Raw genomic sequence first — 15,507 nt, forward strand, 5'->3', positions numbered from 1 at the left:
TCAAGGCCTACACAATCAATAGGAAATTGTATTGTTTGTATGATTATGCCGCTGAGGGTTATCTGTTATTTCTCCACTATGATGGGTTCAAAGCGTTTGTAAAGATACCTTACATTTTGTTCGTTTACAATCAAAAGTTGATCTTCCGTAGCCTTGATAACCGTTTCTTTCCAATTAGCGTAAGGCGTGGAATAATAGATGTTCAAGCTGTCATTTTCGAGCTTTAATGTTAAACTTTCGGCGTCATCAGAGGTGGTATAGGTGCCGTCAAAGCTAGGTTTTAGCTTTTTTCTAAAACCAGTTAGGCTATCCGTAACACTGAAATAGTCTACCGTATCATTATAGGTGTATTCACGTTTAGAACCATCTGCCAGGGTGACTTCGTCAATTTCCCAATAGCCGCTGACGTGCGTAACAAAGCCTTCGGGATTGTTGCTACAGGACATCACTAGGACTAAAATGCTACAAAGGATTATCTTTTTCATGCCGTAAAATTAAAAATTTTTATAATGGTGCAATCGCCGTTTCTGGAAGATTTAATCTTTAAAGTTTAAATATTTTATACGATTGGTGTACTTGCTTAATAATGTTTTCAGTTCGATCAGCATGTGTGTCGCTGATAAATAGTTGGCCAAAATTTTCATTATCTACCAACTCAATAATTTGCGCCACCCGATTTTCATCCAATTTATCGAAAATATCATCTAAGAGCAAAATAGGGGAGACCCCACTCTGTTGTTTTATAAAATCGAATTGGGCGAGTTTTAAGGCAATCAGAAACGATTTTTGTTGCCCCTGACTTCCAAATTTTTTAATAGGGAACCCATCTATTTCCAAATTTAAATCGTCTTTATGGATGCCAACAGAGGTGTATTGTAGAGCTTTATCTTTATTGATGTTGCTTTTTAACAGTGAATTCAAGTCGCCCTCAAACAAATCGCTCCTATAGCTCAAGTGCACTGGTTCTTGCTGATTGCTTATGGCATTATAGCGCTCTTTAAAAATCGGAATAAAGGTCTCGAGGAAATGTGTTCTGATTTTAAATATTTCTGAGCCGTATTGGTGCATTTGTTCGTTATATACCTCCAAAGTTTGCGCGTTAAAGGTGTTATTTAAGGCAAAATACTTCAATAATGCATTGCGTTGTTGAAGAACTTTGTTGTAATTGATCAGTTGGTTCAGGTAATTCTTGTCGCTTTGCGAAATCACACTGTCAATAAATTTGCGTCGGGTTTCGCTACCTTCAATAATTAAATCTCGGTCTGCCGGAGAAATAATGACTAAAGGAATAAAACCGATATGATCACTGAATTTTTCGTACGCTTTCCCATTGCGTTTGATCATCTTTTTTTGACCTTTTTTAAGTGATACAATGATTTTTTCTTCACGTTCCTCTTTTTCAAATAACCCTTCTACCACAAAGAACTCCTCACCATGACGGATGTTTTGGGAGGCTATAGGATTAAAATAACTTTTACCAAAAGACAAGTTGTAAATGGCGTCTAAAACATTGGTTTTTCCGATGCCATTAGCGCCTACAAAACAGTTGATTTTCTGATCAAAAATGAAATCCTGACTGTCAAAATTCTTGTAATTTAGTAAGGAAAGAGAGTTTAAAACCATGTAAAAAATTCGCTTTAAAATAAGATTTTAATCAAGTGTGCGAAAGGATGTGCAAATTATTGAAAAATAACAAATAATTTACCTTTTATATACCAATAAATATTATAATTTTGCGGCGCACAAATTACAACGATATGGCAACTTATAAGAAACGAGGATACAAACCAAAAACACAAGCTGAAAAGACTGAAGCTTTAGAAGACAACTCAACAACGGCGGAGGTTTTTAACACCCTGGACGAGTCAGCTTCTAAAACAGAAGAATGGGCAGTTGAGAACCAAAAATATATTATTGGTGCTGTGGCGGCTATTGCCATAGTGGTTTTGGGGTACTTAGGCTACAGCAAATTTATTGCAGAGCCAAAAGCGAGTGAGGCCATGAACGAAATGTTTACAGCACAACAATACTTTGAACAAGCAGTGAATGGTGCAAACGCTAAAGATTCTTTATACACGTTATCGTTAAATGGCGGAGAAGGAAAGTATGGGATGTTGGATATCATCAACGAATACGGTGGGACACCTGCTGCTAACTTAGCGACATATTACGCTGGAATGTCCTATTACAATTTGAATGATTACCAAAATACGGTTAAATATTTAGGCGGTTTTTCTAGCGATGACGAAATACTGGCACCAATAGCAAAAGGAAGAATTGGTGATGCATTTGTGCAATTAAATCAGCCAGACGATGCTTTAAGCTATTACGAAAAAGCGGCAAGTTTAAATAAAAACGATTACACAACTCCAATGTATTTATTTAAAGCGGGTACGGTAGCGTTAAACTTAGGTAAAACAGAAAAGGCACTTGATCATTTCAATACTATAAAAGAAACTTATCCAAATTCTACTGAAGCATCTAACATTGATGTGTTCATAGGTCAGGCTCAAGCAAGTTTGTAAAAACATGGCAACAAAGAATCAAAATTTATCAGCTTACGATAAGAACACAATCCCAAATGCGAAGGACCTTCGGTTTGGGATTGTTGTTTCTGAATGGAATAGTAATATCACCGATAATCTTTATGAAGGTGCATTTAACACCTTAATTGAGCATGGTGCGCTACCTGATAATATTTTCATTTGGCATGTTCCTGGTAGCTATGAACTGATTTACGGTAGCAAAAAAATGCAAGAACATCAGGTGGATGCGGTGATCGCCATTGGATGTGTGATTCAAGGGGAAACGAAACATTTCGACTTTGTATGTGAGGCCGTTGCCAATGGCATTAAGGATTTGAATGTGATTCACGACACCCCCGTAATTTTCTGTGTGCTTACAGACAATACCATGCAACAATCTATTGATAGATCGGGGGGAAAACACGGTAACAAAGGTGTGGAAGCAGCGGTAGCGGCCATTAAGATGGCGGTGTTGCGTCAGGAAGCTTGATGTAGTTTTCAGTCTTTAGTACGCAGTATTGAGTTGGCAGTTTTCAGTTGGCAGTCTTCAGTTGACAGTCTTCAGTAAGCAGTTTTCAGTTGGCAGTCTGAAGTTGGTTCATAGAGAGATAGTTTTATCTTAACTCTTATTAACTCCGAACTCCGAACTCCTCACTTCTCACTTCTCACTTCTAACTCCTAACTCCTAACTCCTCACTCCGCACTCCTCACTCCTCACACCCCAAACCTCACACCCCAATTCCCCTTAACATTTTTTAGCAGTTTAAGCATCGTTTTTCCTCGTATTTTGAGTACATTTGAAGTTCACAAAGGCAAAGCGTTCAACAGTGAATTTATTTAAACAGCGTCAACCTAAACGTTTCAGTTACACGCCAAGGCATCTCAAAGAGCTTCATAAGGACAAGTCCTATGAATTTGATCCTAAATGGCGTCAAAACACCCAGCGCAAAAGTAAAGCGCCAACATTAGCCATTCTCCTGATTATTTTAGGTATGGTAATTGGTGTTTGGTACGTGTTGAGTAACTACGAAATTTAGAAATTATGGGCATCTTTAAAACACGTCAAAACAAAAAATTCAACTATATCCCCCGTCACTATAAAGGTGATGGAAATCCTTATGAAATCAAACATAAATTTGATGATCATAGAAAAACGATTGGAAAAGTTGGGTTAAAAGGCACGTTTGAAAATGCCATGGACGATTATAAAAACACGCCCGATCAGGCTGCCAATAGACGTACGCTTATTATTGTTGGAATCTTAATTTTTATTTTCCTTGTAATCATCGGCTTTGATTTGTCCATATTCTTTCCAAAAGGCTAATGTCAGATATTATTCAACTTTTACCAGATCATGTTGCTAATCAAATTGCAGCAGGAGAGGTCGTGCAACGTCCCGCTTCTGTTGTCAAGGAATTACTTGAAAACGCCATTGATGCTGAAGCAACTGCCCTAAAATTAATAATTAAAGATTCCGGTAAAACGCTTGTTCAGGTGATTGATAACGGTAAAGGCATGAGTGCTACGGATGCACGATTGAGTTTTGCGCGTCATGCCACGTCTAAAATTAGGTCGGCTGATGACTTGTTCAAATTAAATACCAAAGGGTTTCGAGGTGAGGCTTTAGCCAGTATTGCAGCTATTGCACATGTGGAATTGAAATCTAAACAGGATGCTGACGAGCTTGGAACTTTAATTGCCATTGAAGGGAGTGACATCAAGACTCAAGAAGTCACCGTTACCCCAACAGGAACGTCCATTGCGGTTAAACATTTGTTCTTCAATATTCCGGCCCGTCGTAATTTCTTGAAATCGAATACGGTCGAATTGCGTCACATTATTGACGAATTCCACCGGGTGGCTTTAGCCCACCCAAACATCGGCTTTGCCATGTACCATAACGGCAGCGAGCTATTCAATTTACACGAGAGCAATTACCGCCAGCGCGTGGTAAATATATTTGGGAATAAAACCAACGAAAAATTAGTGCCAGTTGAGGAAACTACGGAAGTTTTAAAAATTTCAGGCTTTGTTGGGAAACCGCAATTTGCCAAGAAAACCAAATCCGAACAGTTCTTTTTTGTCAATAACCGATTTATTAAAAGTCCCTATCTCAATCATGCCATCAATGCCGCTTTTGACGGATTGATTAAAGACGGGCATCACCCTATTTATTTTTTGAATCTGACCGTAGATCCCAAATCGATTGATATCAACATACATCCCACTAAAACCGAAATTAAATTTGATGATGAACATACCTTGTATGCCATCTTGAGATCTTCGGTTAAACATAGTTTAGGCCAATTTAATATTGCGCCTGTATTGGATTTTGAATATGATACTAACTTAGATACCCCGTATAATTATAAGGATAAAGGGGCTGAAACCCCTACAGTGGAAGTCGATCGCGATTATAATCCCTTTCGAGAGGACCGACCGGCGGGCAAACAAACTACAGCTTTTAAAAAGCAAACTCTGAACAATTGGGACAGTTTGTACGTCGGATTAGAATCAAAAGGCACACGCGATTCACAAGATTTCAGTCAAGTGGAATTTGAAAGTGAACCAGAAAACGTGTCCTTATTTGGCGATCAGTCGCCACACGAGACGACCCAGAGTACCTATCAATTTCAGAATAAATATATTATCAGTACCATAAAATCCGGCATGTTGATGATCGATCAACACCGCGCACATCAACGAATCTTATACGAAGGCTTACTTAAAAGTATGACGGTTAAGGAAGCGGTTAGTCAACAATTATTGTTTCCGCTGCAGCTGCATTTCACGGGAGCTGAATTGAGCATTTTAAAACAATTACAGAGCGATTTAGAAGCGACAGGTTTTGTGTTTTCTTCCATTGCTCATGAGCAGGTTGAAATTACCGGATTGCCCATCAATGTCCCTGACAGCGAGGTCTCCATTATTTTAGAACAGTTGATCAGTGATATTGAACAGGAAGTACCGGACAGTCATTTTAGTGCAACTGATCTTTTGGCCAAATCGATGGCAAAAAGCTTGGCTATTAAAACAGGGCAGTCCTTGTCCAATTTAGAGCAAGAGCATTTAGTCAATAGTCTTTTTGCCTGTAAAGAGCCTTCAGTATCACCCACTAATCGCGCTACATTTATTACCCTGACCATTGATGAGGTTGACAGAAAATTTATGTAATTTTATTTAACGTTAAGACTAAAGAAGCATGAGAGGAATTACAGATACCGTTAAGCATTTGCTCATTATAAATGTGCTGATGTTTATTGGGACACTCACCATCCAGAATGGCGTATTTTACAATTGGTTTGCCCTATATTTTCCTAAGAACGATTTATTTCAACCTTGGCAAATTATCACCCATATGTTTATGCATGGCAATTTGATGCACATTGCTTTCAATATGTTTGCATTATGGATGTTTGGTACCGCGGTAGAGCAGGTTTTTGGAGCCAAAAAGTTTATCTTTTTTTATATCTCAGCAGGGTTAGGAGCAGCATTGGTGATGTTAGGAGTGTATTACATTCAATACCTACCTATGGAATCTGACTTGCTCTCAGCAGGTTTTACGTCGTCGCAAATTCATGAGACCCTCACTACAGGTAGGGTAATGGAAGGTGCTAATGCCGTACAAAGGGAGCAACTGCAAAGTATGTTTAATATTTTTAATGCATCAATGGTAGGGGCATCGGGCGCTATTTTTGGAGTTCTAGTGGCCTTTGGGATGTTATATCCTGAATCTAAATTGATGTTGATTTTCTTACCCGTACCTATAAAAGCCAAATACTTTATTCCAGCAATTATCGCTTTAGATTTAATTTCTGCCATTACAGGATCCTCATTTTTCAGTCCGAGTAATACAGCCTACGCTGCCCATCTTGGTGGGGCTCTAACTGGGTTTTTGATGATGTGGTATTGGAAAAAAACACAATTCAATAAAAACCGTTGGGATAGATGACCACATTACATAAAGATGTTCAAGAGAAGTTGAGAAACCTCAATGTGCTCGAAAAGATTATTGCCATCAATGTGGTGGTTTTCTTTATTGGCCTACTACTGTCACTCTTCGTTAAAGCTGGTGGGAGTCTATATTGGTTAGAACTGCCAAAGGATCTTGGGGAATTTATCTTTAAGCCTTGGAGCATAATAACTTACGGGTTTACGCATTATGGCCTCTTCCATCTGTTGTTCAACATGATGGTGTTGTATTTTGTGTCTCAAATGATGCTCAATCTTTTTGATGCGAAGCTTACCTTAAAGATCTATTTCTTAGGAATTATTTTGGGTGGACTTTTCTTTTTGTTTGCTTATAATGTGTTGCCAAATACACTATTAAAGCCAGCGGGAGCCTTGGTAGGAGCTTCTGCGGGAGTGAGAGCATTGTTACTATTTTTATGTGCCTATATGCCCAACACGCAAGTGCGATTGCTCATGTTTAATGTGAAGCTATGGCATTTGGGGATTGCCTTGGTGGCATTTGATCTTATCGGACTTTTTGGAGGAAATCAAGGTGGCACCATTGCGCATTTGGGAGGTGTAGCCTTAGGATATTTTTACGCCAAACAGTTGAGTAAAGGTAATGACATCGGAAAAGGATTCGAAAAAGTGATGGATTGGTTTGCCGACCTTTTTGACAAAAACAAGAAATCCCCTTTAAAAACGGTACATAAGCGTACATCTAATTCTGTAGCCGGTCATAATAAATCAGAGTTTAGGGAGTTTAATAAACAAAAGCAGATTGATCTTATCTTGGATAAAATAAGCAAAAGTGGTTATGAAAGTCTAACAAAGGAAGAAAAAGCTTTTTTATTTAAAGCAAAAGACTAAGGGCGATGAAGAAACTTAATCTCTTTGATAAGTTTGTGTTTTTTTTAAATTCCATCCTAGCAACCACGCTCTTGCTATCATATATATTGCCTTATATAGAACCTGAACGTTCGGCTTTTGTATCTGTACTAAGCCTGACCGTGCCCTTCCTAATTATTGTCAATATTCTATTTCTAATCTATTGGCTTTTAAGAATTAAAAAGCAATTGCTGTTATCATTAATTGTACTGTTGATTGGCTTTAATCACATGGCTTCGCTCTACAAGTTTTCGGCATCTAAGCAAGTTGAAGATAAAGATAATATCGCCATTATGAATTACAACGTGCGGTTGTTTAACGTTTTCAACTGGCTCCCCAACAAAAACATCACCGCTGAAATAACAGCGTTTATAAAAGAACGCAATCCGGATATTATTAGCATGCAGGAATACCGACAGGACAGCGATTTATCCTTAAAGGACTACTATAAATTTGAAGTGCTATCAGGTAATAAAGTGAAAAATGGGCAGGCTATATTTTCTAAGTTTCCAATTATCAATAAAGGATCTATCGAATTTCCCAACACCGATAACAACGCCATTTTTGTAGATGTGGTAAGAGCTGAGGATACGATTAGAATCTACAATGTGCATCTGCAATCATTGAAAATCGATGCCAGTACCGATCCTTTAAAAAATGAAACTTCTGAAAATTTATTTAAGCGCGTAGGCAATACGTTTAGACTGCAGCAAATGCAAGCCGATTTGTTTCTGGAGCATAAGGCTGCCAGTCCGTATAAAGTGATTATTTGCGGCGATTTTAATAATACCGCCTATTCTTATGTCTATAATACTATAAAGGGAGACGATTTAAAAGATGCTTTTGTAGAAGCCGGCAACGGGTTTGGCCGCTCGTTTGATTTTAAATTTTTTCCGGTTCGGATTGATTTTATTATGGTAGATGAAAGTTTTATTGTCAATAGCTTTAAGACTTTCGATGTCAAGCTCTCTGATCATTTTCCGATTATTAGTAGAGTGAAAGTGAAGTGAGTGGGTTTTATTATTCAGTAGGCAGTATTCAGTAGGCAGTCTTCAGTAGGCAGTCTTCAGTTGGCAGTCCTCAGTATTCAGTCTTCAGTTGACAATCTTCAGTATTCAGTCCTCAGTTGCCGGTTTTCAGTTAGTTGTCTTCAGTTGGTAGTCTTTAGTGGACTGTCTCCAGTTTTCTCTATTCAACATTTAAATCGAGAATCCACATTCATAAATCGTAAATCAAATCGTAAATCAAATATCGTAAATCAAAAATCAAAAATCGTCAATCGTCAATCGTCAATCGTCAATCCTTCTACATCATCCAGCAATCCGTCGCGTCTGCTATCATGTGAATCACCAAGCCAATACCAATAATTCTGGTTTTTTTAAAAAACAGAAAGGCTAGATACACGACCATAGCGTAATAGGTGTGGAGCGGATGGAAATTGATACTGCAGCGTCCAGGATCAAATAAGGGAACGGCTAAAAGATGGTCTAAATCGATAATCATGGTAGCAATCATGATTAGAAATGCGCGTTTCCAATGGGCTTTGAAAAATAGGAAAGCCACCAGTAAAGGGCCTCCAAAATGAATTCCGTAATGAATAAGAGATTGTAACATTAGTTGGGTAATTGCTGTCGTTCTAAATACAACAAGGCATTAGGGCCTTCATTACAGATTAAATCGAGGATGCTTAAGTTAGGAATGAAACCGTGCTTGTCATCAAATACTTGCACATAGGTTTTTATAGGATGATCATTTTCTTTCCGATGATCAACCAAATGGCGGTAGTCGGTTTTAAATTGCGGCTGCAACTCAAATGTGGTTGTGGTCTCAAACGCAAGGTCGTGTTGCAAACATGCCATCACCGTGTCTAAACATTTAAAATTAAAATCCATTAAATGCGTTGCTTTGTCTTGAAATAACGGTAGCAAGTCGTGTGCATAAAATTCAAAAAACGGCGAACTACTATAGGCGGACTGAATTGATTTCCAATGTAAATCTTGCCAGTGTTCATCATTAGAAATACAAATATCTTTATAGAGCTGTCTGTTTTTTTGCGAATAGATGACCGGCACCGTCAAGGGCATTTTACCTTGAGCCCCATAAATGGTCATCCGGTTTCTATAGGTTTGCTTCTGATAATTATCACAGACTTCCAACCACACCTTTTTGGCCTGCACCATGGCAACGCATTGTGCAATGCTGGGAAAATATGTGGGATGCACTAAAATGTCCGTCATGTAATTGTGACTTATTTTGTTGCTCTTCGTTTGCGCCAAGCGTTAAATCCGAACAACAGACCTATCAAAATGAGAACAGGAATTAAATAAGAAACCAATTTGCCGTTGCCACCTACGGTGGTGAAAAATCGCTCCCAACGTGGAAACTTACCATCCCAGCTCATCCAAACCAATACTGGTTTTCCTACGACGTGATCAAAAGGAACAAAGCCCCAAACACGCGAATCTTGTGAGTTATGGCGGTTGTCTCCCATCATCCAATAATAGTCTTGTGTAAACGTATATTGGTTGGTCACTTGGCCATCAATACTGATCTGATTGCCATTTACAGAAAGGTCGCGGCCTTCATAAGCGCTAATGACCCGTTTGTAAAGAGGTAAGTTTTCAGGGGTTAAGGTGATGGTCTTTCCTTTTTGAGGAATGTATAAGGTGCCAAAATAATCATTGTTCCAATTGTAGGCGGAATTCATAGGGAAAATGCCCGCATCACGATTCCCCATGGAGTCTTTACGAATTTCTATGGAGGCGATATTTGGATGGTTTTTTGCCCGTGCCACCGCTTCTTCCGTAGCAGCAGGAATGATCCATTTTTCGGTTTGCTGATCGTAGCCTAAGCCATCGGTCATGTCAAAACGCTTTAAAATCTCGTACACTTGGGCGTTGGAAGCTATCTGACCTTGAAAGGTTATGTCATAAGAAAACTGAATCCGTGCACGGTCATTAAGTACGTTTTGTTTGCCGTTAATATACACATAGCCATCTTTTATAGATAGTGAATCGCCTGGTAAGCCAACCGCACGTTTGACGTAGTTCGTTTTCTTATCGATAGGCTTGTAGTAATGCTTATCCGTGTGGCGCATGTCTAACATGGTATCTACAGGCCAGTTGAAAACCACAATATCATTGCGTTTTATCTTCTGAAAACCAGGGAGCCTCATATACGGCAATTCTGGTTTGGACAGATAGGATTTCACTTTTACGAATGGAATGGTATCATGAACCATAGGTGCTGCCACAGTGGTCATTGGCAATCGTGCCCCGTAATGGAATTTACTTACAAATAGAAAATCGCCCACCAAAAGTGTCTTTTCTAATGATGAGGTCGGAATTGTAAAGGGTTGAATAAAATAAGTATGAACAATAGTTGCGGCAACGATGGCAAATAGAATCGAACTGATCCAATCTCCAGCAGCGGATTTGGGATGTAAGCTCCGATCCTTAACGTGCTGCACATCCGTAAAATAGTTTAGGTAATAATTGTAAAACCCTAAAGTAACCAGAGCTAATACGGTGTCTGTCGTGGTGTTTTTTCCGAAACTTCTTGCAGTTTCAACCCATACCACAGGAAACATGATTAAATTGACAATAGGAACAAACAATAAAATGGTCCACCACCAAGGTCTATTGATGATTTTCATCAAAATTACCGCATTATACACAGGAACAAACGCTTCCCAAGCCTGTCTACCAGCCTTTATGTAAAGTTTCCATGTGCCAAGTCCGTGGATAATTTGTATCACGAAAAAGAAAATAAACCACTCTGTAAATGTCATCTGATAAGCTTTAGTTCTTAGTTAAATGATTGGGATTTAGGCCCATTCAGCAAATATATTGTAAATGATAAATCGCTATTTAAAAATCGATGGTAAGTTAACCAATGTTTAACACATCTTTCATTGAAAAAACGCCCTTTTTTCCCGCAATCCATTCGGCAGCAATGACCGCACCTAAGGCAAAACCTTCCCGACTATGGGCGGTATGCTTGATAGAGATGCTATCTACATTAGAGGTGTATAACACTTCGTGGGTTCCAGGAACATTTTCGATGCGTTTGGCATCAATATGCAAGGCTTTAGTTTTTGCCGCATCCAAAGTCCATGTGCCGTACTTACTATTTTTGATGATGTCTTCAGCCAAGGAAATAGCGGTGCCACTAGGCGCATCCAATTTTTGGGTATGATGAATTTCTTCCATACTGATGTTATATTCAGGAAGGTTGGCCATCAATTTAGACAAGGTTTTATTGAGCTCAAAAAAGATATTTACTCCTAAACTGAAATTGGAGGCATATAAAAAAGTGCCGTCCCTTTCTTTACACATGGCAACCACTTCATCATAGTGTTGCAACCATCCCGTAGTTCCGGAAATGACCGGGACATTATGACTAAAACATTTTAAAATATTATCTACTGCGGCATCAGGAGTGCTAAAGTCAATGGCAACGTCAACGTCATCCAACGTATAGGTTTCCGTATTCGTGTCCACCTTCAACACAATGTCATGCTGCCTGGCAAGGGCGATTTTTTCGATGGTTTTTCCCATCTTTCCATACCCTAAGAGACCTATTTTCATACTTAAAATTTAAAATTTAGAGTCACACCCAAGTCGGTGGAATTTTCCTTTTCGTTAAATTGTAAATGTGGTTTTAACGCGAGGTTTTCGTCTAAATTATATTGTAACAAATGGGCGTCTACGTTGGCGTCAATGACATTCAGTACGTACAGCCCTAAAGTGATTAATAGCGATAATTCCTTATTCCGCCTAAATGTATTTTGAGCGCGAATCAGTCCTTCATTGGACACTTTAGGAGTAGCGCCATCGCCATAAAACTCATCATCCGTATGGCCAGCCAAGCGTCTTTTATAGACATCGCGGTAACGATTGTAGCTTTTGTCATTATCTAAATAAATATAGATGCCGGTGCCAAGTGCCGCGTAAACAATCGGAATTTTCCAGTATTTTTTATTGTAGACTTGTCCTAAGCCAGGGAGCATAGCGGAGTAAAAAGCAGCTTTGGAAGGCGCCAAAATATTTAAGGGTTTATTAACCACACTGTCGATAACCACCTCATTTGAAATTGTAATAGGATTATTATCTGCAGGTGCTGGAATGGAGTCTGTATCGGTTTGTGCAAATCCGAAAACAGAAACGAAACATACGATTAAAAGGGATATATAAACACGCTTATTTGGCACTTTGAACAAGTTTTTTGATGCGGTTAAAATCTTCTTCGGAATGAAATGGAATATTGATCGTCCCTTTTCCGTTCTTGCTTACTTTAACGTTAATTTTATGTCCAAAGTATTCTGAAAATTCCTTAACGCCGTTTTTGATAAACTTAGGCAATTCTGATTTTTCAGGCGCTTTTGTTTCGCCTTTGTTGTGATAGTTTTTAACTAAAGACTCTGTATCTCTAACCGATAATTTATCGGAAAGAATCTTTTCATAAATATCCAGTTGGTGCGATTGGTCTTCTATATTAATGATGGCACGTCCGTGACCCATCGAAATAAAACCGTCTCTCATCCCGGTTTGGATGATTGGATCCAATTTTAAGAGACGAAGGTAGTTGGCAATTGTAGATCGTTTTTTGCCCACACGTTCACTCATTTGCTCTTGTGTCAACTGAATCTCATCAATCAAACGTTGGTAAGATAAAGCAATTTCAATAGGATCTAAATCCTGACGTTGGATGTTTTCCACCAAAGCCATTTCAAGAGATTCCTGATCGTTTGCAATTCTGATATAGGCTGGAATTGTCGATAAGCCAATAAGTTTAGAGGCTCTAAAACGACGCTCTCCGGATACGAGTTGGTACTTGTTAAAATCGAGTTTTCTAACCGTGATGGGTTGAATCACACCAAGCTCCTTAATAGACGAGGCCAATTCCCGAAGCGTTTCTTCATTGAAATTGGTTCGTGGCTGAAAGGGATTGATCTCTATGGCTTCCAATTCCAATTCCACAATATTTCCGATCACTTTATCCGCATTTTTATCCTGCACCGATTTGATATCGTTGGAGGGGTCTTTTAAAAGTGCTGATAATCCTCTTCCTAAAGCTTGTTTCTGGGTTGCCTTCGCCATTACTGGTTCTTTTTAATGATTTCTTTTGCTAGACTTAAATAATTGGTAGCGCCTCTACTGTTCACATCGTAATTAATAATGCTCTCACCAAAACTAGGAGCTTCTCCCAAACGGACGTTTCGTTGTATGATTGTATCAAAAACCATATCGCTAAAATGCTTTTGCACTTCTTCAACAACTTGGTTTGACAGGCGTAAACGCGCATCATACATGGTCAATAGCATGCCTTCAATATCTAAATTCTCATTGTGGATGCGTTGGACACTTTTAATGGTGTTCAACAATTTACCTAAACCTTCCAAGGCAAAATATTCACATTGGATGGGGATGATTACAGAATCTGAAGCCGTAAGGGCATTCAAAGTCAACAACCCTAAGGATGGAGCGCAGTCAATCAGAATATAATCATAAGTGTCTTTTAGATGCGCAATGGCTTTTTTAAGCATGTACTCGCGTTCATCCTTATCCACCAATTCAATCTCAATGGCGACCAAATCAATATGCGCCGGAATGATATCCACGTGAGGCGCGTTAGTAGCAATGATACAGTCTTCTGCTTTTGCAGAATGCTCAATAAGTTGGTATGAACCAACTTCAACACCATCCACATCAATTCCTAGCCCCGAAGAGGCATTGGCTTGTGGATCTGCATCTATTAATAATACTTTTTTTTCTAATGCACCTAAGGAAGCGGCTAGATTTACTGACGTTGTTGTTTTACCAACGCCTCCTTTTTGATTGGCTATTGCAATGATTTTACCCATTAAATGATCTGGTTTTAGTCTCGGTAAAAATACGATTATTTGCGAGTTTAAAAAATGTTACTTGTTAACAAATAAAGCTGAAAAACCAAGAGAAGATCTCATAGTTACTGTGACTACTCTTGGCTTGTGGCCAGCGTGTTAATCGCTTTTGACAGTTTGGTAAAAGGGCAATTAATTTGCTTTTATCGGTAGATGTAACTGTTAAAATTTGAGTGGATTTTCCATTCGCTTTTTAACTTTTAGATTTTTTTGATCTGATCATGGCTTCCAACTGATCCCACATTTCTTCAGGAATTTGGTCTAATAAATTAAACTGACCTGCGCCTTTAAGCCATTCGCCACCATCAATGGTTATGACTTCGCCATTAACATAGGCGGAAAAATCTGATACTAGATATGCCGCTAAGTTAGCCAGCTCCTGATGTTCTCCCACACGATTCAAAGGCACTTTTTTAGCCATATCAAACTTGTCTTTTAGGTCTCCTGGCAAGAGTCTGTCCCAAGCGCCTTTAGTTGGGAAAGGGCCTGGTGCTATCGCGTTAAAACGCATGCCGTATTTGGCCCATTCTACCGCCAGACTACGGGTCATGGCCAAAACCCCAGCTTTGGCAGTAGCACTAGGGACGACGTAGGCGGAACCTGTCCACGCATAGGTTGTTACGATATTAAGCACAGAGGTATTGGTCTGTTTCGTGTCTATCCAATGTTTCCCAAATGCTAAAGTGCAGTTTTTGGTGCCTTTTAAAACAATGTCAATAATGGTATCAAAGGCATTGGCGGAAAGTCGTTCAGTTGGCGAGATAAAATTGCCGGCAGCATTATTGAGTAATACATCCACTTTCCCGAAGTGTTCTACAGCGTTTTTTAACATTTTTTCCACCTCGTCATAATGTCTGACATCACATTGCAAGGGCAAACAAGTGCCTTTGGTGTCTGCTTCAAGCTCTGCTGCAGTAGTTTCAAGTTTCTCGAGGTTGCGTGAGGTAATGGCAACATTAGCGCCGAGTTCTAAAAAATATTTGGACATGGCTTTGCCCAATCCGCTACCTCCTCCGGTAACGACTATTGTTTTTCCTTTCAACGCGTCATCCCTGAGCATTTTTTGAGTATACATGATATTAAATTTTTTTAAAAAAGTGAATTTAAAATTACTGATAAAAATTAACCAACGACCCTGAAATAAGTCAAACTTTTCTTAATATGGCGGCATTTTCAGTGGCGCTATTTTTTCTTGGTAACCGATTAAAATTATTGAAGATTATAAACTGACGACTAATT

General features: G+C 39.0%; 18 protein-coding genes. 8 read left to right on the top strand and 10 right to left on the bottom strand.

All coding sequences use genetic code 11. From position 1 onward, the window contains the following. Positions 1–65 precede the first annotated feature (65 nt). The gene (locus ES711_RS14565) at positions 66–485 is read right to left on the bottom strand and encodes a lipocalin family protein (protein WP_146894041.1); all 420 of its coding nucleotides are present in this window, start codon (positions 483–485) and stop codon (positions 66–68) included. A 58-nt stretch (positions 486–543) separates the two neighbouring features. Further along, positions 544–1,623 (bottom strand): DNA replication/repair protein RecF, encoded by a 1,080-nt coding sequence (gene recF, locus ES711_RS14570; RefSeq protein WP_146894042.1) that lies wholly within the window; start codon positions 1,621–1,623, stop codon positions 544–546. 134 nt (positions 1,624–1,757) lie between these two features. Between recF and ES711_RS14575 the strand changes: the two genes are divergently transcribed. From ES711_RS14575 to ES711_RS14610, 8 genes are all read left to right on the top strand, one after another. Then, positions 1,758–2,525, top strand: a complete 768-nt coding sequence (locus tag ES711_RS14575; protein ID WP_146894043.1) for a tetratricopeptide repeat protein — start codon at positions 1,758–1,760, stop codon at positions 2,523–2,525. 4 nt (positions 2,526–2,529) lie between these two features. Next, positions 2,530–3,015, top strand: coding sequence for a 6,7-dimethyl-8-ribityllumazine synthase (gene ribH / locus ES711_RS14580; RefSeq protein WP_146894044.1), 486 nt, complete (start codon positions 2,530–2,532; stop codon positions 3,013–3,015). Positions 3,016–3,352: 337 nt separating this feature from the next. After that, entirely contained in the window at positions 3,353–3,562 is a 210-nt protein-coding gene (locus ES711_RS14585; RefSeq protein WP_146894045.1) for a hypothetical protein, read from the top strand. A gap of 5 nt (positions 3,563–3,567) precedes the next feature. Further along, on the top strand, positions 3,568–3,849 hold the full coding sequence (locus tag ES711_RS14590; RefSeq protein ID WP_146894046.1) for a riboflavin synthase subunit beta: 282 nt from the start codon (positions 3,568–3,570) through the stop codon (positions 3,847–3,849). After that, positions 3,849–5,699, top strand: coding sequence for a DNA mismatch repair endonuclease MutL (mutL, locus tag ES711_RS14595; RefSeq protein WP_146894047.1), 1,851 nt, complete (start codon positions 3,849–3,851; stop codon positions 5,697–5,699). The genes ES711_RS14590 and mutL overlap by 1 nt, the downstream gene beginning before the upstream one ends. A 28-nt stretch (positions 5,700–5,727) precedes the next feature. Continuing rightward, complete coding sequence (locus ES711_RS14600) at positions 5,728–6,477, top strand: rhomboid family intramembrane serine protease (RefSeq protein ID WP_146894048.1); 750 nt, start codon at positions 5,728–5,730, stop codon at positions 6,475–6,477. Beyond that, positions 6,474–7,346, top strand: a complete 873-nt coding sequence (locus ES711_RS14605) for a rhomboid family intramembrane serine protease (protein WP_146894049.1) — start codon at positions 6,474–6,476, stop codon at positions 7,344–7,346. The genes ES711_RS14600 and ES711_RS14605 overlap by 4 nt, the downstream gene beginning before the upstream one ends. 5 nt (positions 7,347–7,351) lie before the next feature. Further along, positions 7,352–8,374 carry an endonuclease/exonuclease/phosphatase family protein gene (locus tag ES711_RS14610; protein WP_146894050.1) on the top strand — a complete coding sequence of 341 codons (1,023 nt, stop codon included), beginning with the start codon at positions 7,352–7,354 and terminating at the stop codon, positions 8,372–8,374. Positions 8,375–8,669: 295 nt separating this feature from the next. On the opposite strand, the gene ES711_RS14615 is transcribed toward ES711_RS14610, so the two are convergent. The 8 genes from ES711_RS14615 to ES711_RS14650 all read right to left on the bottom strand — a co-directional run bounded on the left by ES711_RS14615 (position 8,670) and on the right by ES711_RS14650 (position 15,346). Continuing rightward, positions 8,670–8,978 (bottom strand): DUF6122 family protein, encoded by a 309-nt coding sequence (locus ES711_RS14615; protein ID WP_146894051.1) that lies wholly within the window; start codon positions 8,976–8,978, stop codon positions 8,670–8,672. Next, positions 8,978–9,601, bottom strand: a complete 624-nt coding sequence (locus ES711_RS14620; protein ID WP_146894052.1) for a WbqC family protein — start codon at positions 9,599–9,601, stop codon at positions 8,978–8,980. The genes ES711_RS14615 and ES711_RS14620 overlap by 1 nt, the downstream gene beginning before the upstream one ends. Positions 9,602–9,612: 11 nt before the next feature. Beyond that, positions 9,613–11,154 (bottom strand): signal peptidase I, encoded by a 1,542-nt coding sequence (gene lepB / locus ES711_RS14625; RefSeq protein ID WP_146894053.1) that lies wholly within the window; start codon positions 11,152–11,154, stop codon positions 9,613–9,615. A 97-nt stretch (positions 11,155–11,251) separates the two neighbouring features. Then, complete coding sequence (dapB, locus tag ES711_RS14630; protein ID WP_146894054.1) at positions 11,252–11,953, bottom strand: 4-hydroxy-tetrahydrodipicolinate reductase; 702 nt, start codon at positions 11,951–11,953, stop codon at positions 11,252–11,254. 2 nt (positions 11,954–11,955) lie between these two features. Further along, positions 11,956–12,576: a DUF5683 domain-containing protein gene (locus tag ES711_RS14635; RefSeq protein WP_146894055.1), complete on the bottom strand. Its 621-nt coding sequence runs from the start codon at positions 12,574–12,576 to the stop codon at positions 11,956–11,958. Continuing rightward, on the bottom strand, positions 12,566–13,465 hold the full coding sequence (locus ES711_RS14640) for a ParB/RepB/Spo0J family partition protein (protein ID WP_146894056.1): 900 nt from the start codon (positions 13,463–13,465) through the stop codon (positions 12,566–12,568). Before ES711_RS14640 ends, ES711_RS14635 begins: the two co-directional genes overlap by 11 nt. Further along, positions 13,465–14,229 (bottom strand): ParA family protein, encoded by a 765-nt coding sequence (locus ES711_RS14645; protein WP_146894057.1) that lies wholly within the window; start codon positions 14,227–14,229, stop codon positions 13,465–13,467. The genes ES711_RS14640 and ES711_RS14645 overlap by 1 nt, the downstream gene beginning before the upstream one ends. Before the next feature lie 232 nt (positions 14,230–14,461). After that, the gene (locus ES711_RS14650; protein ID WP_146894058.1) at positions 14,462–15,346 is read right to left on the bottom strand and encodes an SDR family oxidoreductase; all 885 of its coding nucleotides are present in this window, start codon (positions 15,344–15,346) and stop codon (positions 14,462–14,464) included. Positions 15,347–15,507: the final 161 nt, after the last annotated feature.

Source organism: Gelidibacter salicanalis (genome assembly GCF_007997285.1).
Taxonomy (GTDB): Bacteria; Bacteroidota; Bacteroidia; order Flavobacteriales; family Flavobacteriaceae; genus Gelidibacter; species Gelidibacter salicanalis.